Raw genomic sequence first — 17,752 nt, forward strand, 5'->3', positions numbered from 1 at the left:
AACTTGAAAACATGATGAATGAACAAGACACGATAGACTTAATGGTCATGGTTAGTCCCAGTCTGTGGTTATCCGATTTCATGGGCAAAATCGGCATCATTGAATACGCAGACTTTACGGACGACAAAATTTGGGTAAGGTTTGAGGATGAGGAAGTGGAACCCTTTCGTTCGGAACACCTGTTCGTCATGAGAACTCCTGTAGAGTTAAAGGAAACAGCAGAAAATAAAAGGGCGGCGCTATGGGCGCCCATACCTGAGAACCTCCAAAATCTTGCAAGACTACAGGAAACCGGATCTGACTTGGAACGCAGGAATGCTTTCCAACAGTTAAACGACGACCCGGAACTCCATCGCTGGGCAACGATCCGGCTGAATGAGATCATAGAAATTGCCCCATCCCGAAAAATAGGCAGGTAAATCTTTAAAATGAAACAATATGGAAAATGCAACTCTAGCCGGGACACTTGTCCTGGTACAGCCGGATCCGGAAAACGAGACCGGCAGGAATAAGGCACAGATCGGCGTCCTGACCTATGCCAGGTCCGAAACAGAGAATTATGTACGCTTTCCCGAAGGCGGCGAGGCCTTTTTTCCCGCCGCCCAGGTAATGATGCTCAAAGACAAAAAACAGGTCTTTGACGACCTCACCAACCACAGTTCAGAAATGCCGCTCGATGACTTTAAAGCCATGTACAAGATCATGCTGCTGCAGGACAGGGGAACTTCACAGGCCTTAAATGCCGCGCTGGCATTGGCCGGAGATCATCCAGGCGTGCAGGAACGTGTATTGGAGTCCATCAGCCAGGGACCAAATCAGGATCTGGCGAAAACCTATACCCGTTGAAAATGCTGATCGGCATTTGCCTGGTCTGCCTTCCCCTCAAACACCTGAAAATAAATTCTGACTACGGATACCGCATCCACCCGCTTAGCGGGAAATATAGCCTGCATGCCGGTATTGATTTCAAAGCCCGGAATGATACGGTATATGCTGTTCTGGCTGGCCGGGTAAAAGCTGCCGGCAATGATGAGGGTTTGGGGCTGCGCCTGCGGCTCGTACATGGCGAGTTGGAATCGGTCTATGGCCACCTCAGCAGGATGTTTGTTTTTCCGGGCGATACCGTACGCACTGGTGAACCTATCGGCCTCACCGGCGCAACCGGACGGGTAACCGGCGAACACCTGCATTTCAGTATCATCTACAGGCACAAATACATCAATCCACTTAAATTTTTATACGAACTGCTAAAAAAACAAGAAAATGAGCAAAACTTTCAAAGCACTACCCGTGCAGCTTTCAGATAAGCTGGTAGCGGAAATCAAAGAGGGTAATTCCCTCTTTCAGAAACCCATTAAGGAAAATGGTATGCCTGCCTTTGTCACACCCATCAATCCGACCACCGGCAAAGGCTACAGCGCGATGAACGCGCTGATCCTCGGCATGCAGCGCCACGACGATCCGCGCTGGATGTCAGCCGATGCCGCTCGTTTCGCAGGAAACTGGGTGAAGAAAGATGAAAAAGGTACGCTGATCGAGTTCCCGAAAACGAGCGATATCCAGGCTATCCGTACTGCTGAAGGGGACAGGATCAAAAAAGATGGCGTCACCCAAACCAAAACCGTAGAATTCGAAAAACCGCAGCGAGGCCAGGCGTTCCTTTTTAATGCCGAGCAAATGAACGATGTCATTCCCTTGCAGGAGTTCCTGCAAAAACAGGAGGCCGGACAAACGATGGATCCAACGGAACGTGCCATGAAATTGATCGATGACAGCAAAGCCGTCATTATCCATGGCGGACAGGAAGCTTATTTTGACAAAAAACGGGATGCCATATTCCTGCCAGAACCGGAGACATTTGGCAATGAGGTTAAATACCTGCAGGCAGCTATCCACCAGCTGGCGCACTGGACCGGTCATGAAAACCGCCTTAACCGCCCGATGGAGGGAAAATTCGGCTCTATGGATTATGCCCGCGAAGAATTACGCGCAGCCATTGCCGGCATTCTGATCGGAGGCGAATTGAAGATCGGCCATAACTTCGGACAGCAGGCGGCCTATATGAACAATTTCGTTAAAATATTAAAGGATGAACCTTTTGAAATTGCCAAGGCTTCCCGGGATGCACAAAAGATCGCCAACCTCCTCCTGGGTGTCAACCAGAAAAGGGAACAAAAGCAAAGTGTCGAAACCGGGTTTAAGAAAGGTGACGAGATCGCCTACCTGGACACCACTTACAAGGTGCTGGAAACCTACAAAACCAAAAGCATCAAAGTACAAGATGCCGATGGTGCCCGTAAAGTGCTGAAGCCGGAATACGGGCTTTACAAATCTTTGTTAGAGGCCAAAACCAATCCGAGGGAACCCGAATTGGCGCTCGACGAGGCACAGGGCCAATCCGAAGAACAGGGACAAAACTATAAAATAGGACGATAAGATGAACCCGGTATTATATCACGAAGATAATCTCCCGGTCAAGGACCTGGAGACCATCGGGCTGGCCGCTGGCGGCCAGCTGCTGTTGAACGTCGATGACCTGAAAGCTTTGCTTTCAGGTCGCCGTACCAGCTTACTCGAATTGCATGACCTGGAATCAGAAAATTTCAAGATCAAATCGATCAATGCCAAGATATCGCTAAAGCCGAATGAAAACGGGCAGATAGACCTCTTGATCCACCCGATCTATCGCGATGCGGTGATCCCCGATCTGCTGACCAGGAATGAAGCCCTTCAATTACAAAAGGGTGAAGTTGGGAGTGTGCTGAGAATAGCCCTCGATAACCATGGCAATAAAAAGGAAATGCTGGTCGAATACGATCCGGAAACAAAGGAATTTATCGTTTCAGATACGGAGAAGATCTTAGCCCCCGATATGGTCAATAAGGAATTTCTGACCCCTGCTCAAAAAGAGAATTACCGAAAGGGCAAAGAAGTGCAGATACCAGACGGCACCCGCTTCAGCTATTCCGCAACAGACCGGCATGGTATCCGCTCCAATAAACTGGCGCTGGTTGCATCCATCCTGATGGACGGCGGCATATCCTATATGGTATTTAAAGGGCTGAATGCCTTATTTAACCAGAAACGTGATCAAAAAGCTGCTGAAAAATTAAGCCCAGGCTATTACCAGGCGATTAAGGATATCGAGAACCAGCATGGTTTCAAGCCGCACCAGTTCGAACGGTCGCAGTCCCGAAAGGGAAGGTAAGCGGTGATGAATCAACAGTTAATAAGACTTGGTATTCCATCGGAAATCCAGGCGTTTTTTAAGGCAGATGAGGAACTCTTCTTTTCCTATGGTGATCAGCATGAACGATATGGTGCAGGTTTTCACATCGTACCATCCACGCCCAACCTGTGGTTTGCAGGCACCAGTCATGCAACACATTTGATCATTACCTATTCCGTAATGGAAGCCATGGCCTTTATCACGCTTAACCGCCATCGGTTTCCACGGCTGGAGCAGCTGGCATTTATCGCCATAGGCAACAGGATGCATAACGCGCAGGCTGAATGGATCAGGCAAAGTTTTCCTGGCCGTTTGGTTACACTGGTATTTGGTAAAGACCTGATCGGGCATATCACCGATATAAAATTAGCAGCGGCAATAAAAAATATCCCTGTCCAGATCAGCTATATGGGCTCAGAAATCCATATTTATCGTGGCCAACGTTTACAGGTTTTTAATCAGGAAAAGATTTCCCTGCATGCTTTTCAGGAAACTTTTTCCATACGTCCACGCTTCCGCACGGCCAAGCCGGTCGGATCATTAAACTTTTTAGACCAATTAAAACATGACGCAGAATGATGATATCTTATTGAAGCCGGCTATGTTATTCGCTTTTGTTAAAGTGGCGCCGCTAATGCTGTTCGCTATCGCTTTCCTTTTTCTGGCCTGGACACTTTCCCCATACTTTATCGTCTTTAGCATGGCCGTTTGCGGCGTGGCCTGGTATCGATTGCTCTATATACGCAGTTTTAAGTATTTAATAAGCGCCGAATATATCCTGATCACCCGTGGCATATTCTTTAAACGCATTGACCAGGTCGAAATGTTCCGGGTAAAAGACTACATTATTACACAACCTTTTTTGTTGCAATTATTCAAGCTCATGTACCTGACCCTGAAAACGACGGATGTTGAAAATCAGGTGGTACTGTTCCGGGGTATCCCGGTATCAAAGGTCACCGATACCATCCGGGAGCGGGTCCAGCAGGCCAGGCATAACAATCATATTTATGAATTAAATTGAAAAAAAGCTTGTATATTACTAAGTAATTTAGTATTTTTAACTAAGAAATCGGCGCTATGAAAGCTATTATTCGCAACATTTTACTAACCTGTGTAATCTCTATGTTTTGCTTCTTTGGCGCAGTAGGCAGAAAACACAGCAAAGCTGAAATGACCCCTGCCCAGGCCGCTGAAGCAAGAAAAGAAACATTGACTTGTTTATCTGTGGCCTTTCTGGCCATTGGCTTATGTGCCTGGAGATGTTCAGTGCTCCATAAACGGATAAACCAGGAAAGAGAATTCCAGCGCAGGTTTAACGATTACATGCGCAATGCCTCCTACAACAGGAACTATTAAATTTAATTGTTATTTTGCAACATCTTAAAAGCGGGCTTCTCTGCCCGAATTTGTGATAAGGTTTAGGTTGAAAGTCCCCGGCAGCGAGTGTTTGGGGATTTTTATTTTTAAATCATTTTCTGAGGTGAACGATGCTTTCACCTTAATGCATTATAGGCTTTTCCTCTTCCTTGAAAACGCCTGCTGACTTCTTACTTAATTCCTTATTTATGAAACCATTTCCTTTTGGGATAGCGCCCATGCGGCCTTCCGTCCGATTTATATTTATTCGCACTTTTTCCTGGTTCATATTATTCCTTTGTTGTATCGCAGGTGCTTACCTGTTAAACCCATTACTGGTCATCATAAGCTGGCTGATGCTAATTGCGTTTGTCTGCCATGTCAGTTTATTATGTGCGGAATTGTATATCATTTCTCCTGAAATGTTCATGAGCAGCACCGGTATCATAGTCAAAACAGTGACCTGGCTGGAGCCCATGCAGATCAAGGATTTTAAAGTACGGCAGACTAAACTTATGCACTGTTTAAATATCTCACACGTCACCATTATCAGTGTGGACGATCTGAAGGTTCAATTTACCTTTACCGGAGTTGACAATACTGTCCTGAAAAAGGCACTTGGCCAAATCCTCGAACTTTTAAAAGCCCGGAAAGACTACATCGACAGCCTGTTCGACCAGGCAGCACCGGTACTCTCCAAAACCGAATCGCATGAAAAATAGTATAGCCATGATCGCTATCGGCGCAACGCCTTTTATCATTGATCCGGTAAAAAAGGAATTCAGGCAGTTCAACAAGCCCGACAACGTTCTTAACTTTTCCGCCTTAGATAAATCGGATGATGTCTATACTGCAGTCTTTAATATCTATAAAAAAAATATCACCGTTAAAATTCCGGCACCGGTAATCGATGCTGCGGCATCGTGGACAAAAACGTTTAAAAAGGATATTAACGCGATGAGCCAGCATAATGAATGGGGTTTTTATCTTGGTGATCATGATACCGCACTCAGGCTTTCAGGCAGGCTGCCACACATTGATTTAGCAGGAACCGATTTCACGATCGACTGGCGCCTGAAAGAATTTAGAGAAACAGAATTACCCTGGAAGTCCATCAGCTTTAAGGACATGGAAATGTCGGACAGCGGTGAAGAATATTTATGCTTTTATAATACGGAATCGCATGAGCTCTTTAGTGCTGATGAGAACCTTTTCGAAATGCCCGAAAATGTTGTCGTGCTCGAAATTCCCAATGAATTGAAACTCGATCCAGTGGCCGTCGCCCGCGAGTACGGCATCGGTGAAACAGATCTTTTGTTTGAGCATCCTTTTCAAATGAACTGGAAGGCAAAAGTGACCCCTTTATCAGCGACAGGCCTGGACATTTTTATTGCGGAGAATATAAGCAAGCGGGACGCGCTCCGAAATATCAATAACGACATTTCTCCCAAAGGTAGAAGGCAGTAGCCTTTCTGTCTCACTCATTTATCCATGATTTTTGTAACCATGTCAAAAGATAATAAATATCAATTGGTCACGATCGAAGACCTGGAGATCTTCAAAACCGATCTTTTATCCGCCATAAAGTCCATGATCAAAAGTGAAAATGGCCCCAAAAAATGGTTGAAATCATCTGAAGTCCGGAAACTGATCGGCGTTTCTCCCGGTAAACTACAAACCATCCGCGATTCTGGATTATTGTCATTCACCAAAATAGGTGGCAATATTTATTATGACCCGGATGATATATACCAATTGTTTGAAACCAACAGGGTTCGCAAAAGTATATAGCATAGAAACACCCAGTTACCAATATGACAACTTCAGCTAATGGAGCAGGGAGATCAGTACCACCTGTAAAGGCCCATGTCCTGGTCTACTTTTCTCAAAAATATGTACCGGAACAGGAAGCCATTTCCTTTTATGATTACTTTCATAAAAGGAAATGGAAAAATAAACGGCAAACCCGCATCCGCAATTGGAAAGCTGCTGCCTGGAACTGGATACTTGACCGTAAAATATCTCAAGCCAGTAATTGCTAAAAGACTGTTTTGATAAACTTTTCCGTACCCTCAATCAAATCGTTGATTTCCTCACTTGTAGGCATTTCCTTTTTATTGCGGCAGCTTAACTCCCACAAATCGCCCAAATACTGGATGAAACGAGCGGTCTCAAACCCGTAGACCTGGTGTTTTTTTAATAATTCATTATAATCTTTGATCAGCATATTCTTTTTGCTCACTTTGATATGATGAACATGACAAAGTTCGTTGAAATGCTTTTCCATTACGACACCGCAAATCGCACCCGCAGATCTGATAAACTGTCCTTTACCCAGCTGGCGGGCTACGGCCAGTTCCTGGTCCAGCAACTCTGCCTGCAGCAATTGCCTGATTTCGAAAAGAGAATTATCCAGCCGGTCAAAAACAGCATTCAGGATATTTACCTGTTGCTGAAAAACGGGTATGGCGTCCGGGGGACTGGCGACGATTTTTTTGTCAAATCCGGCGGTAATGACAACCTTTTTTAAATAATCTTCGATGACATAATTATCCGACCGAATTTCTTTTCGTCCTTTAGGCTGCTCATAAAGATTGATGAAATCCGGAAGACGGCCCGGCAAAAACTGCCTGATAACTGCCTGAGCGGCGGAGTACCAGATTTGGTATTCTTGCCCAAAGACGGGCAGTGTTTTAACGAAGGACTGGTAATCTTTTTTTAATACGTTGGTAAAGTGACTTTCCATATTTTCAGGAAATTGCTCTACCTGCATGGCGTTGAAGAGGTTAACCCCCTGGTTAGAAAGCCTTTTTAATTCTGCTTTGATCTGATCCCTTGCTGTAGTCATAAGAACCAAAAATAGCCGCTTACAGCAGTCCGCAAAAACTTTTTTACAACTCCTTAAATTTTTGCGGAAGGGGCAATATTAATGAGTCAGGTCGTACTCCTTAACCAGCGCTGCTGCAGGCAGCCGCAGGAATTCGCTGAATTTTCGGATCATGGTCAACGATAAGGGCTGCTTATAATTGAGCACCTTACTCACGGTACCTTTGTCGCCGTAAACAGCAGCCAGGTCGGACGCCTTATACCCGAAATCCTCCATACGGATCTTGATCATCTCGACAGGATCTACTTCCGGAAGGTCCCAGTTTTTTTCTTCATAATTAGCAATCAAATGCACCAACAGGAGTTTTTCCTGATGATCTTCTCCTGCTGTTGCATATTTGATTGCTTCATACCGGTCAACAGCTTCATTATACTGTTGTTCGGTTTCTAGTAAAAACCAATGCTTTTTGGTCATATCTTAGTAAGTTAACCCTATTCGGTACTCGCATCAATTTTATCATATTCTGCATGCGTGCCTATAAATCGAATTTCTACGATTTGATCGGCATAATCCAGTTCGATAATCAACCGGTATTTATTACCTGTTATTTTGAAGCGTGCCCGTTTCGCGGGTATAAGTTTAGCTTTCGGAAAGTCGGCCAAAATATCGGCACCTTTTTTCCATTTGGCTTGTTCAACTACCTTTTTCCAGGTAGTGATACTGTTAGCGGCGTCTGCATGTTTTTTTGCAAATTCCTTCAATTTCATTTGACGGATGATGATCATCGTTTCTGCGTTTATTGTTTGTCATCGGCGATCTCCTTAATTTCTTACTTTTTTACATTTTTACGTCGCTCAACCGGGACCTTCCCGGAATGATAAATCAAAGATAAAATAAAGTTGGTGAATTACCAACTTTATTCCGCCATTTTTTTATTCCTTAGATGGCAATTCTCCTCAATTGTCCCTCCTCCGTAAATACAATTCCTTTAACCCGAGCCAGCGTCTTGCTGATCTTGTTTTTCCTCACTTTTGCGTAACGCTGCGTAGTCCTGGTCGTTTTATGGCCAAGCATTTTACTTACTTCCTCCAGTGAAAACTCCATTATATTCAACATAATATCAGCAAAGGTGTGTCTCGCCAAATGCGTATTTAATTCCCGGTTAATTCCACAGATCACTGCAAGTTCCTTGAGATATCCGTTATACCGCGCATTGCTGTTAACAGGTATCAGTAAGCCATTTTCTCTCCGGCAATTATGGTCCTTATATTTTTCGATAAGTTCTTCAATAATAGGAAGGATTGGAACAGTTTCACTGACCCCGGTTTTGCCCCTGTCTTTGATTAGCCACTTTTCACCTTTGATACCCACTTTAACAATATTTTCAGTGGTCAGTGCAAAGACGTCCTGAAAGGCGAAACCTGTAAAACATTGAAAGATAAACGCATCCCTCACCTCGGCTATTCTTTGGATCCTGATATCCTTGTTCCATATTTTCTCCACCTCGAAATATTCTAATGGGGGGACGTCTGTCTCGTCACCACCACACTTAAACTTAATGATAGGGTTTTTTACTATCCAGTTATGTGTTTCAGCTACCGTCAGGATTTCCTTTAAATTTTTAACTTGCTTTTTTGCTGCTGCTTCCCCAAGAACTTTATCTCGTTCCACGGTTAGGTAATTATAAAATTGGACAGCAAATGAAAATTCTATTGAACTTAGATCCATATCCTTTGACCGGAAGTGATAGATTAAAAACTCCTCCAGTTTCTTTCTGGTGGCATTCCATTGTTTTAACGTTTCCGGTGAACGAAGCTTTTTATCTACCATCTTTTTAAAGTTAGCAATGTGCAGATCAGAAATCTGTAACAGGGTAGGGATTAGCTTAAGCACCGGCTTAATGGTAGTTTTTATGTTATTAGCCGGTAATCCATTGTATACGTTTTTGACCATCAACGGTGTTATTAGCTCGTGGCCAGCTTGTAATATGACAAACTCTCTGTTAAGATCGACGGTAACCTCACTGATTTTAAGGTTAACCTTCTTGCCATGGCTGCCGCCTTTCGCTTTTTTGTTTTCGACATCCCAGTCGTTGAGATGGACTTTCATCCCAATGGCGAGCTCTTCAGAAACTTCGCCTTCAATACTAATTCTGCAAATGACAGGCGCAAATCCTTTTGCGTCTGGTTTTGATTTACGATGCCAAAATAGCAACGTCAATTTTTGATGATTTCTCATTTTAATGAACTTTGGTGAACAATTTGTTTTGCGGAACTCCGAAACTTAAATTGTTGCCCTAAACCATTCTCTTGCAATTAATTAACTGCCGAACTGGTGCCCAAATATAATTCAACTGGTGCCCAATCGAAATAGGGCACCAGTTAGAATGAATCGCTTTGATTTGAAATGATCTGATTATTTTTTGGCGGAAGGGGCCAAATATGCATTTAAAATGCATTTTAAGCAGAAAAGGCGCATTTTCATGCGCCTTTTAGCTTTAAACGATCGACCTGTTGGGTGGTCTTTGTGATCCCGCTGGGATTCGAACCCAGGACCCCAACATTAAAAGTGTTATGCTCTACCAGCTGAGCTACGGAATCAAAATTCAACCTTCTTGGTATTGCTACCGTTTCGGTTCAAAGCGATTCATTATGGTTTTAAATAAGAAAAGCCTTCTTTCAAAGGCTTTTCGTGATCCCGCTGGGATTCGAACCCAGGACCCCAACATTAAAAGTGTTATGCTCTACCAGCTGAGCTACGGAATCATTACTTTTCAACTTTCTCGATACTGCTACCGTTCCCGTTTAAAGTGGTGCAAATATAGGGCGATTAATAATACGATGCAAGTGCTAATTGTAATTAATTGTAAAGTATTTGTTAAGCTATTAATTGCCAATAAACTACATTTTAAATATAGCTATTTTACCCTTGTCGCCGGCCAATAAAACCAGTTTTCCGTGTTTAGCTCTGCGGCAAACATTAAAGCTGGTGCTATCAATTTTTTTCCATGACTCGCCGTAGGCTGCTGATAGGCTGGTGCCAGATGTCCCGGTGGATAAATATATCCGCCCCTGTATGCGCTCCACACATGACTGAAAACCCGTAACGCCTGCCGGCAAAACCTTGTAGGCATTGCTTTTTTTGTCGTACTTACAAATTACAGAATCTGTTGCCTTATTTTTTGAATAGTTACCTCCTACTGCCACCAGCAAATCATCAGATATCGAAAAGGCGCCTTTACTGCCTGCATTTTGTGCCAGCGGTAAACTTTTTGTTTGCCATTGTGGCTTATCGCAATTACACAATTGTAAAAAACGGGCAGCCATGCCGCCGCTCGCTATAACCACGCCCAAATCTTTATTAACCCTTAAACAGGTGCCGCTTGCCGCAAAAGCGGCCTCGCCGGGTAAGGCATCGGGCGTGTTTTGCATCTCGGCCCAGGTTTCGCCGCCATCTTTGGTTTCCATCAGCAGGAATTTATTTTTTATAGGATCGCCTAAAATGTAGCCGTGTTTGGCATCTGCAAAATCCATGGCATCAAAAAAGTAGATACTATCGGTTTTGCGGCATTTTTCCTGCCAGGTTTTACCGCCATCGGTAGTTTTTAAAACCAGCGCCGGAGTGCCCGAACTCATAATCACGGCCTCTTTGGCGTTAAATGCTTCAATATCCCTAAAATCGGCTTTTTCATAGCCGGCAACCTGTTGCCAGGCCCAGGTTGTGCCGCCATCAGTAGTAATGGCTATGTGGCCTTTGCTGCCGCTTATCCAGGCTATTTTATCATCTACAACCGATAAACCGCGGATGCTGGTTGGCTTATCCTGCTGTAAAATGGTGATGGTTTGCGCGGCCGAAATAAATGGCGTAAACAGTAAAACTGTGATTATTAGCTGGTAAAAACGTTTCATAAAGCCTAAATTAAGCCTAAACCGGGCAAGTAACAACTGCCCACCAATTTTTTAATTTATTATAATGCTTTTTGACGGAAACGTTTATATTTGCACGCTTGTTAATAAAACAACAGGCCCGGATGGCGAAATTGGTAAACGTTGCGGTCTCAGAAGCCGTTGAGAATTGTCTCTTGAGAGTTCGAGTCTCTCTTCGGGCACGCCTTTTTTAAGATATGAGAATTGAGATGTGAGATTTGAGAAAATTTCACGTCTCGTCTCAAATCCAACATCTGGTTATCGAGTGTCAGAATTGAATCGGATGTGTGATTATTTTCCGGTCTCATATCTCAAATCTAACATCTCAAATCTATAATGCCCAGGTGGCGAAATTGGTAGACGCACCATCTTGAGGGGGTGGCATTCGTAAGGATGTACGAGTTCGAATCTCGTTCTGGGCACTTCGCAAAAATCAAAAAATCATCTTCTTTCCAACTTCAGGTTATAACAAGCATGCTTGCAAACATCTGATAGTGTTGGTTGTAACGTATATACATTAAACAAGCAAATGTATAAGTACACCCTATCTATTTTCATAGCTATAGCCGCCGCCCTTAACCTGCTGGCGCAAAACCAGCCTATCCATCAATATAAAGACCATGTTTTCCCTAATATCAGCATAACAGAAAACCTAACTTATAATCCCGGTGCAAAGCCTGCCGACGGTAATTCATACCTTTTTGATCTATATCAACCCAAAAGCGACCATACCGCGGCAAGGCCGCTTATTATCTGGATGCACGGCGGTGGTTTTAAATATGGCTCAAAGGCCGACAATGGCATCAAAATATGGAGTAATGATTTTGCTCAGCGCGGATACGTATGCGCGGCTATAAACTACCGGCTAAGCAAAAACAACCCGGTATTTCATTTTGATGAATTGCAAAAAAGTATTTATTACGCCGTGGAAGACGTTAAAACAGCCATTGCCTATTTTAAACAACACCAGGCCGAATACAATATTGACACCAACAAAATAATCCTTGCCGGCAATTCGGCAGGCGGCATTATAGCCTTACAAGCCGCTTATAGCAGCAACGCCGAACTATCAAGACGTACAGGCGTAGTTGACTCGACAGCCCTGCTTAAACCCGGCGACAAAGCCAAAATTGCGGGCATCATTAACTTTTGGGGAGGCATTCTTGACATCCGCTGGTTAAAAAATGCGCGGGTACCTATTGTGAGTGCTTATGGCTCGCATGACCGTATCGTAAAACCTTTACAAGCCGATACCGGGATGTATGGCAGTATCGCTATCCACCACAAGGCTGATGAACTGCATATCAAAAATAGCGTAAAAGTGTTTGAAGGTTTTGGCCACGAGTTGCAACGGCATTTCAACCCTTTGTTTGATGCAGGTAAGCCCACGCAAAAAAGATGGCTTGAGGCAGCACAATTTGCAGCCGATTTTTACTACGAAATATTATTTAAGAAACCGGAGTAAACAATTGTTGTTTTTTGTAGTTATAATGTTGAACTTGCTTTGATCCAATTAACTACAAGATATGAAAGTAACAAAAATTATCACGATTGCAACCATAGCGCTAATGAGCTTTGAGGCTTTTGATGCCACGGCCGAAGCATTGCCGGTTGTTGAAGCAACTTCTGTTTTGCAGATCAGGCTTCCGCCACCGCCGCCACGGCCACCTGCACCGCCAAATCCGTTCAGGAGGCATCACCGGCGCGTACGCAGGCATCGCAGGTTACATTTAAGGCTGCCGCCACGTCCGCCAGCACCGCCAAATCCATTGCATTTGCCAACGCCGCCGCGCCCGCCTTTGCCGCCGCGTCCATAATTTAAAAAAGCCCTCCCGATAGTATATCCGGAGGGCTTTTATATTCAGGTTTATTGGGGAAGGTTATAAAAAAATGTTTCGGTTACAATTTTACCATCTTTAACTTCGTAAACACAAACTTCGCTCATCATGCTACGGCCCTGGCCTTTATAGGTTACATCCATATCCATGGTAACCGAAAAAAAGTTACCGCTCACAATGGGGTCAGATACCTGGCCGCTGTGAACCTCTTCAACCATATCATACCATTGCTGATTTTTGGCTATCGCGGCTTCCTTGCCTTCCGAAAGCTCCATATGCGAGCCCTTGGGTTCATGGCTTACCACATCATCAGCATAAAGCTCATCTATGGCATCTAAATTTTTGCCGGCGCGGCAAAGTTCAACTAATTTTTCTGCTACTTCCTGTGTGTTCATCTCAATTGGTTTTATTGGTTATTGCTGATATAAAGTTACACAGTATTATAAAATACAGCGGCATTATTTGTTTTAAGTTTAGGTTAAGCTTTGTTCATGTTCTGGGGTCGGAAAATACAAAATCGACTAAGGACTTATAACTTCGGTTCCTACTACTCAGACGTGTTTCGGTTCAAATAAACATCGGCTTTGAACGCTGGCTACGACTCACCCCGGCTACGCTACGCTGGCCGACCCTCTCTCCGGCTGAGGCCGCAAAGAGGGTGAAGCTCTTTTTTTTTATTTTTTAACCCCTCTATGCGCGAAGCGGAGAGAGGGGTGACAAGCGCAGCGATGTCGGGGTGAGTTGACTCGCCGGCATGCGATAAACGTAATTCCTCCTTCGGCTTTTCGCCAAATTTTACCATTACCCAAAACTGAAATAACCAAACAAAACACGTTAACCTTTCACCCTTTACCTTTCGCCTTTACCTCCTCCCCCTTTCCCAAAAAAAGTTTAATAAACTCAATTTTTTATGATTACTTTGAAGGTTAAATTTTTGCAAGGGATACAACAAATTAAATGCAGCTTACCCGCTTAGAAATCAAGGGCTTTAAGAGTTTTGGAGATAAGATCACCATTAATTTTAATGAGGGTGTAACTGCCATTGTAGGCCCCAACGGCTGCGGTAAATCAAACGTTGTCGACTCCATTCGCTGGGTATTGGGCGAACAAAGCACCAAGATGCTGCGCTCGGAGAAGATGGACAACGTAATATTTAACGGCACCAAAAGCCGTAAAGCAGCCAATCTTGCCGAAGTTTCCCTTACTTTTGATAACACCAAAAACGTACTGCCTACTGATTATTCGCAGGTTACCCTTACCCGCAAGCTTTACCGCACCGGCGAAAGCGAGTACCGGCTTAATGATGTGCAGTGCCGTTTAAAAGATATTACCGATCTTTTCCTGGATACGGGTATCGGCTCAGATTCGTACTCTATTATCGAGCTTCGGATGATTGACGAGATCATTACCAACAAGGAAGGCTCGCGCCGTAATTTATTCGAGGAGGCATCCGGCATCTCTAAGTACAAACTGCGCAAAAAACAAACTTTTAACAAGCTAAAGGATACCGAGGCCGATTTGGAGCGCGTGGAGGACCTGCTTTTCGAGATTGAAAAGAACCTAAAAACACTGGAAAACCAGGCAAAAAAAACCGAGCGTTATTACCGGATAAAGGATCAGTACAAGTCGTTGAGCATTATGCTGGCCTCGTTCCGCATCGTATCCTTCAGCGAATCATTGGCAAAAATTCAGGACCAGGAGCAAAAACAAAAAGCTGACAAAGGCGGCATTGTTGCCCAGATAGATACTTTGGAGGCGGCCCTGCAACAGCAAAAGCTGGATAGCATTACCAAAGAGAAAAATCTATCAGTACAGCAAAAAACCACTAACGAGTTTGTATCGAAGATTCGTGCTTACGAAAGCGAGAAAAAGATTAAGAACGAGCAGCTAAAATTCCAGCAGGATAAAGAGGCACGGCTGACAGAGGAACTGGACAAAGATAAAAACCAGTTAAACCACGTTTTTTATAACATCAAACGCCTGTCGGAAGAAAAGGCGCTGGAAGATGAAACCCTGCAAACCATTAAAACCCGCCTGGCCGATTTAAAAGAAGCGGTTGACGAGTTACGCCTGCAGCAAACATCGGCCCGAAACGAACTTACCGAAATAACCGGCATTAACACCCGCCTGCAAAACCAGGCCTATAAGGCCGAGAAAGACATTGATATCCTGCAAATTCAGCAGCAGGCCCTGGAACAGGAAAGCCAACGAAATATGGAGGATACCACCAATAAGGAGGTGGAACTTTCGCACTTTAACCAGGTAGTTGCCGAACTGCAAAACCGCAAGGAAACCTTAGACTTTGATTACCAGCAGTCCCTTGATTTTGAAAATAAATTAAAGGAACAGATAGCCGAAACAGACAGCGAGCTGAGTTTGGTAAAAGATACCATCATTAAAGAAAGCCGCAAGCTGGATGCCAAACAAAACGAGTACAACCTTACCAAAAGCATGGTTGATAACCTGGAGGGTTTCCCCGAGTCCATCCGCTTTCTAAAGAAAAATACCGACTGGGCAAAAAATGCCCCCTTGTTTAGCGATGTACTGTTTTGTAAAGAGGAATACCGCGTAGCTATTGAAAACTACCTGGAGCCGCTGATGAACTATTACGTAGTTGAAAATTATGATGAAGCGATAAAGGCGATCCAGCTATTGAGCAATTCGTCGCGCGGTAGGGCGCATTTTTTTATCCTTGAAAATTATAACGAGATAAACCCAACTAATCCTGCTTTTGAAAACGCGGGCGCGGTATCGGCCCTTAAAGTTATTGAGGTTGATAAACGCTATATTAACCTGTGTAACCATCTGCTGAAAGATGTATACCTGGTTGATGACGACAAAGACCAGCAAATTAACAACGCTGCCCTTCCCGATGGCGTTGTGCTGATAGGCAAAAGCGGCAAATTCAACAAATCAAGGCATACCATGGCGGGCGGATCGGTGGGTTTGTTTGAGGGGAAAAGGATTGGGCGCGCCAAAAACCTGGAAAACCTGGCTAAAGAGATTAAGGGTATCGAAAGCCTGGTTAACACGCAGAAAAGCAAGTCCGACGAATTACAGAGCAAATTATCGGCCTTAAAATCATCAACCAAAAGCGCCGAGATCAACGAGCAGCAAATGATCATCAACCGGCTGAATACCGAACTGATTACCGTTAAAACCAGGCAGGAGCAGTACCAGACATTTATTGAAAACAGCCTTAACCGTAAGGATGATATAGCCCGCAAAATTGAAGGTATTAAAGCCGAAATGGAAGCCCTGCACCCACAGCTGGCCGATTTAAAAGCCCAAAAGCAAATTCAAAGCGAGTTGCTGGTTGATAAACAGGCCGAATTTAACGAGCTGAACGAATATGTATCTGTCCAATCAAACGCCTTTAACCAGGAAAATATCCGTTTTCACCAGCAGCAAAACAAGGTATCGGGCCTGGTAAAGGACCTGGAATACCGCGATAATCAGCAGGAAAGCCTGGAGGTCCGCATCAAACAAAACAGCGCCGAACTGGAAAAAGTAAAAATTGCCATACAGGATAACCTGAAGCAATCTGACAACTCCGACGATGACCTGCTGGAGATGTACGAGCAGAAGGAAAACCTGGAGAAAGCCACCCAGCAGGCCGAACAGGAATACTACCAGTGGCGTGGCATCATTACCGAAAACGAGAACGAGATAACCGCCCTCCGGCGTAAAAAGGATAACCACGAGGTAATTGAAAACGAGCTTCGTGATGAGCGTAATAACCTGAAGCTTGAACTAAATGCGCTTAAAGAACGCCTTTCTGTCGAGTTTAACATTGATATTGAAGACCTGCCCGAAACGGAAGTACCAGCTGAAAGCGAACAGGACCTGCGCGAAAAAGCTGAAAAGCTAAAAAAACAGCTGGACGATTTCGGTGCCATTAACCCTATGGCGGTTGAGGCCTATAATGAGATGAACGAGCGTTACACCTTCATCCAGGCCCAAAAGAAGGACCTGAGTGAGGCTAAGGCGTCGCTGCTGGCCACCATTCAGGAGATTGATGATACCGCCAAAGAAAAATTCATGCATGCCTTTGTGATGGTGCGCGAAAACTTTATCAAAGTGTTCCGTTCGCTGTTTAACGATGAAGATTCATGCGATTTGATCCTGACCGACCCAAGCCACCCGCTGGAATCGGACATTGACATCATCGCGAAGCCGAAAGGTAAACGCCCGCTGTCTATCAACCAATTATCGGGCGGAGAAAAAACCCTTACAGCAACAGCCATACTCTTTTCCCTTTACCTGTTAAAACCTGCCCCCTTTTGTATTTTTGATGAGGTTGATGCGCCGCTTGATGATACCAATATTGATAAATTCAATAACATCATCCGCACCTTTTCTAAAGACTCTCAGTTCATCATTGTATCGCACAATAAACGCACCATTGCCAGTACCGATGTTATTTATGGCGTAACAATGGTTGAGCAAGGCATATCGCGGGTAGTGGCGGTTGATTTGCGGGAACTGGCCGATTAAATCTCTCGGCAAAACAGGTAGCCTCTACGAGGCAAAATATCTGGGGCGGTTTCTTTTCTACAAATATATAGCACCT

At 44.3% G+C, this 17,752-nt stretch carries 21 protein-coding genes and 4 tRNA genes; 17 read left to right on the forward strand and 8 right to left on the reverse strand.

Features of this window, described 5'->3' with window-relative positions; genetic code table 11:
• Positions 1 to 11 precede the first annotated feature (11 nt).
• The 12 genes from AC1RM2_RS04835 to AC1RM2_RS04890 all read left to right on the forward strand — a co-directional run bounded on the left by AC1RM2_RS04835 (position 12) and on the right by AC1RM2_RS04890 (position 6,630).
• Positions 12 to 419, forward strand: coding sequence for a hypothetical protein (locus tag AC1RM2_RS04835; RefSeq protein ID WP_492983876.1), 408 nt, complete (start codon positions 12 to 14; stop codon positions 417 to 419).
• A gap of 19 nt (positions 420 to 438) precedes the next feature.
• Complete coding sequence (locus AC1RM2_RS04840; RefSeq protein ID WP_492983877.1) at positions 439 to 846, forward strand: hypothetical protein; 408 nt, start codon at positions 439 to 441, stop codon at positions 844 to 846.
• 2 nt (positions 847 to 848) lie between these two features.
• Positions 849 to 1,307, forward strand: coding sequence for a M23 family metallopeptidase (locus tag AC1RM2_RS04845; protein ID WP_492983878.1), 459 nt, complete (start codon positions 849 to 851; stop codon positions 1,305 to 1,307).
• Positions 1,264 to 2,436 carry a zincin-like metallopeptidase domain-containing protein gene (locus tag AC1RM2_RS04850; RefSeq protein WP_492983879.1) on the forward strand — a complete coding sequence of 391 codons (1,173 nt, stop codon included), beginning with the start codon at positions 1,264 to 1,266 and terminating at the stop codon, positions 2,434 to 2,436. Before AC1RM2_RS04845 ends, AC1RM2_RS04850 begins: the two co-directional genes overlap by 44 nt.
• Position 2,437: 1 nt before the next feature.
• Complete coding sequence (locus AC1RM2_RS04855; protein WP_492983880.1) at positions 2,438 to 3,208, forward strand: DUF4099 domain-containing protein; 771 nt, start codon at positions 2,438 to 2,440, stop codon at positions 3,206 to 3,208.
• A gap of 6 nt (positions 3,209 to 3,214) precedes the next feature.
• A complete protein-coding gene (locus AC1RM2_RS04860; protein WP_492983881.1) occupies positions 3,215 to 3,808 on the forward strand; it encodes a hypothetical protein in 594 nt (197 codons plus the stop codon).
• Positions 3,795 to 4,253, forward strand: coding sequence for a PH domain-containing protein (locus tag AC1RM2_RS04865; RefSeq protein WP_492983882.1), 459 nt, complete (start codon positions 3,795 to 3,797; stop codon positions 4,251 to 4,253). Before AC1RM2_RS04860 ends, AC1RM2_RS04865 begins: the two co-directional genes overlap by 14 nt.
• Before the next feature lie 56 nt (positions 4,254 to 4,309).
• Positions 4,310 to 4,588 (forward strand): hypothetical protein, encoded by a 279-nt coding sequence (locus tag AC1RM2_RS04870; RefSeq protein WP_492983883.1) that lies wholly within the window; start codon positions 4,310 to 4,312, stop codon positions 4,586 to 4,588.
• Positions 4,589 to 4,797: 209 nt separating this feature from the next.
• Positions 4,798 to 5,310, forward strand: a complete 513-nt coding sequence (locus tag AC1RM2_RS04875; RefSeq protein ID WP_492983884.1) for a hypothetical protein — start codon at positions 4,798 to 4,800, stop codon at positions 5,308 to 5,310.
• Entirely contained in the window at positions 5,300 to 6,055 is a 756-nt protein-coding gene (locus AC1RM2_RS04880; RefSeq protein WP_492983885.1) for a hypothetical protein, read from the forward strand. Before AC1RM2_RS04875 ends, AC1RM2_RS04880 begins: the two co-directional genes overlap by 11 nt.
• Positions 6,056 to 6,094: 39 nt before the next feature.
• A complete protein-coding gene (locus AC1RM2_RS04885) occupies positions 6,095 to 6,379 on the forward strand; it encodes a helix-turn-helix domain-containing protein (protein ID WP_492983886.1) in 285 nt (94 codons plus the stop codon).
• Positions 6,380 to 6,402: 23 nt separating this feature from the next.
• Positions 6,403 to 6,630: a hypothetical protein gene (locus tag AC1RM2_RS04890; protein ID WP_492983887.1), complete on the forward strand. Its 228-nt coding sequence runs from the start codon at positions 6,403 to 6,405 to the stop codon at positions 6,628 to 6,630.
• Here the strand turns inward: AC1RM2_RS04890 and AC1RM2_RS04895 are convergent.
• From AC1RM2_RS04895 to AC1RM2_RS04925, 7 genes are all read right to left on the reverse strand, one after another.
• A complete protein-coding gene (locus AC1RM2_RS04895; RefSeq protein ID WP_492983888.1) occupies positions 6,627 to 7,436 on the reverse strand; it encodes a hypothetical protein in 810 nt (269 codons plus the stop codon). The two genes, AC1RM2_RS04890 and AC1RM2_RS04895, sit on opposite strands and share 4 nt — an antisense overlap.
• A 78-nt stretch (positions 7,437 to 7,514) precedes the next feature.
• A complete protein-coding gene (locus tag AC1RM2_RS04900; RefSeq protein ID WP_492983889.1) occupies positions 7,515 to 7,889 on the reverse strand; it encodes a helix-turn-helix domain-containing protein in 375 nt (124 codons plus the stop codon).
• Positions 7,890 to 7,906: 17 nt separating this feature from the next.
• On the reverse strand, positions 7,907 to 8,200 hold the full coding sequence (locus AC1RM2_RS04905; RefSeq protein WP_492983890.1) for a type II toxin-antitoxin system HigB family toxin: 294 nt from the start codon (positions 8,198 to 8,200) through the stop codon (positions 7,907 to 7,909).
• Positions 8,201 to 8,354: 154 nt separating this feature from the next.
• A complete protein-coding gene (locus AC1RM2_RS04910; RefSeq protein ID WP_492983891.1) occupies positions 8,355 to 9,653 on the reverse strand; it encodes a site-specific integrase in 1,299 nt (432 codons plus the stop codon).
• A gap of 289 nt (positions 9,654 to 9,942) precedes the next feature.
• Positions 9,943 to 10,015 (reverse strand) — tRNA-Lys (locus tag AC1RM2_RS04915).
• A gap of 92 nt (positions 10,016 to 10,107) precedes the next feature.
• Positions 10,108 to 10,180 (reverse strand) — tRNA-Lys (locus AC1RM2_RS04920).
• Between the two features lie 135 nt (positions 10,181 to 10,315).
• Complete coding sequence (locus tag AC1RM2_RS04925; protein WP_492983892.1) at positions 10,316 to 11,323, reverse strand: WD40/YVTN/BNR-like repeat-containing protein; 1,008 nt, start codon at positions 11,321 to 11,323, stop codon at positions 10,316 to 10,318.
• 116 nt (positions 11,324 to 11,439) lie between these two features.
• Between AC1RM2_RS04925 and AC1RM2_RS04930 the strand changes: the two genes are divergently transcribed.
• From AC1RM2_RS04930 to AC1RM2_RS04945, 4 genes are all read left to right on the forward strand, one after another.
• Positions 11,440 to 11,523 (forward strand) — tRNA-Leu (locus AC1RM2_RS04930).
• A gap of 156 nt (positions 11,524 to 11,679) precedes the next feature.
• A tRNA-Leu gene (locus tag AC1RM2_RS04935) sits at positions 11,680 to 11,763 on the forward strand.
• Between the two features lie 107 nt (positions 11,764 to 11,870).
• Complete coding sequence (locus AC1RM2_RS04940) at positions 11,871 to 12,806, forward strand: alpha/beta hydrolase (protein ID WP_492983893.1); 936 nt, start codon at positions 11,871 to 11,873, stop codon at positions 12,804 to 12,806.
• A 61-nt stretch (positions 12,807 to 12,867) separates the two neighbouring features.
• The gene (locus AC1RM2_RS04945) at positions 12,868 to 13,158 is read left to right on the forward strand and encodes a hypothetical protein (RefSeq protein ID WP_492983894.1); all 291 of its coding nucleotides are present in this window, start codon (positions 12,868 to 12,870) and stop codon (positions 13,156 to 13,158) included.
• A 50-nt stretch (positions 13,159 to 13,208) separates the two neighbouring features.
• Here AC1RM2_RS04945 and AC1RM2_RS04950 read toward each other — a convergent pair whose 3' ends face one another.
• A complete protein-coding gene (locus AC1RM2_RS04950; RefSeq protein ID WP_492983895.1) occupies positions 13,209 to 13,574 on the reverse strand; it encodes a SnoaL-like domain-containing protein in 366 nt (121 codons plus the stop codon).
• 562 nt (positions 13,575 to 14,136) lie between these two features.
• Here AC1RM2_RS04950 and smc point away from each other — a divergent pair.
• Positions 14,137 to 17,676 carry a chromosome segregation protein SMC gene (gene smc / locus AC1RM2_RS04955; protein WP_492983896.1) on the forward strand — a complete coding sequence of 1,180 codons (3,540 nt, stop codon included), beginning with the start codon at positions 14,137 to 14,139 and terminating at the stop codon, positions 17,674 to 17,676.
• The last annotated feature ends 76 nt before the right edge of the window (positions 17,677 to 17,752 follow it).

The organism is Mucilaginibacter sp. GW822-FHT03E02, from assembly GCF_058801545.1.

What these genes read in the sequence shown, in the direction of transcription:
- AC1RM2_RS04835 (WP_492983876.1), top strand. Translation starts at nt 12, where the DNA reads ATGATGAATGAACAAGACACGATAGACTTAATGGTCATGGTTAGTCCC.
- AC1RM2_RS04875 (WP_492983884.1), top strand. Translation starts at nt 4,798, where the DNA reads ATGAAACCATTTCCTTTTGGGATAGCGCCCATGCGGCCTTCCGTCCGA.
- AC1RM2_RS04880 (WP_492983885.1), top strand. Translation starts at nt 5,300, where the DNA reads ATGAAAAATAGTATAGCCATGATCGCTATCGGCGCAACGCCTTTTATC.
- smc (WP_492983896.1), top strand. Translation starts at nt 14,137, where the DNA reads ATGCAGCTTACCCGCTTAGAAATCAAGGGCTTTAAGAGTTTTGGAGAT.
- AC1RM2_RS04865 (WP_492983882.1), top strand. Translation starts at nt 3,795, where the DNA reads ATGACGCAGAATGATGATATCTTATTGAAGCCGGCTATGTTATTCGCT.
- AC1RM2_RS04845 (WP_492983878.1), top strand. Translation starts at nt 849, where the DNA reads ATGCTGATCGGCATTTGCCTGGTCTGCCTTCCCCTCAAACACCTGAAA.
- AC1RM2_RS04885 (WP_492983886.1), top strand. Translation starts at nt 6,095, where the DNA reads ATGTCAAAAGATAATAAATATCAATTGGTCACGATCGAAGACCTGGAG.
- AC1RM2_RS04860 (WP_492983881.1), top strand. Translation starts at nt 3,215, where the DNA reads ATGAATCAACAGTTAATAAGACTTGGTATTCCATCGGAAATCCAGGCG.
- AC1RM2_RS04855 (WP_492983880.1), top strand. Translation starts at nt 2,438, where the DNA reads ATGAACCCGGTATTATATCACGAAGATAATCTCCCGGTCAAGGACCTG.
- AC1RM2_RS04840 (WP_492983877.1), top strand. Translation starts at nt 439, where the DNA reads ATGGAAAATGCAACTCTAGCCGGGACACTTGTCCTGGTACAGCCGGAT.
- AC1RM2_RS04850 (WP_492983879.1), top strand. Translation starts at nt 1,264, where the DNA reads ATGAGCAAAACTTTCAAAGCACTACCCGTGCAGCTTTCAGATAAGCTG.
- AC1RM2_RS04895 (WP_492983888.1), bottom strand. Translation starts at nt 7,436, where the DNA reads ATGACTACAGCAAGGGATCAGATCAAAGCAGAATTAAAAAGGCTTTCT.
- AC1RM2_RS04945 (WP_492983894.1), top strand. Translation starts at nt 12,868, where the DNA reads ATGAAAGTAACAAAAATTATCACGATTGCAACCATAGCGCTAATGAGC.
- AC1RM2_RS04910 (WP_492983891.1), bottom strand. Translation starts at nt 9,653, where the DNA reads ATGAGAAATCATCAAAAATTGACGTTGCTATTTTGGCATCGTAAATCA.
- AC1RM2_RS04925 (WP_492983892.1), bottom strand. Translation starts at nt 11,323, where the DNA reads ATGAAACGTTTTTACCAGCTAATAATCACAGTTTTACTGTTTACGCCA.
- AC1RM2_RS04905 (WP_492983890.1), bottom strand. Translation starts at nt 8,200, where the DNA reads ATGATCATCATCCGTCAAATGAAATTGAAGGAATTTGCAAAAAAACAT.
- AC1RM2_RS04940 (WP_492983893.1), top strand. Translation starts at nt 11,871, where the DNA reads ATGTATAAGTACACCCTATCTATTTTCATAGCTATAGCCGCCGCCCTT.
- AC1RM2_RS04900 (WP_492983889.1), bottom strand. Translation starts at nt 7,889, where the DNA reads ATGACCAAAAAGCATTGGTTTTTACTAGAAACCGAACAACAGTATAAT.
- AC1RM2_RS04890 (WP_492983887.1), top strand. Translation starts at nt 6,403, where the DNA reads ATGACAACTTCAGCTAATGGAGCAGGGAGATCAGTACCACCTGTAAAG.
- AC1RM2_RS04950 (WP_492983895.1), bottom strand. Translation starts at nt 13,574, where the DNA reads ATGAACACACAGGAAGTAGCAGAAAAATTAGTTGAACTTTGCCGCGCC.
- AC1RM2_RS04870 (WP_492983883.1), top strand. Translation starts at nt 4,310, where the DNA reads ATGAAAGCTATTATTCGCAACATTTTACTAACCTGTGTAATCTCTATG.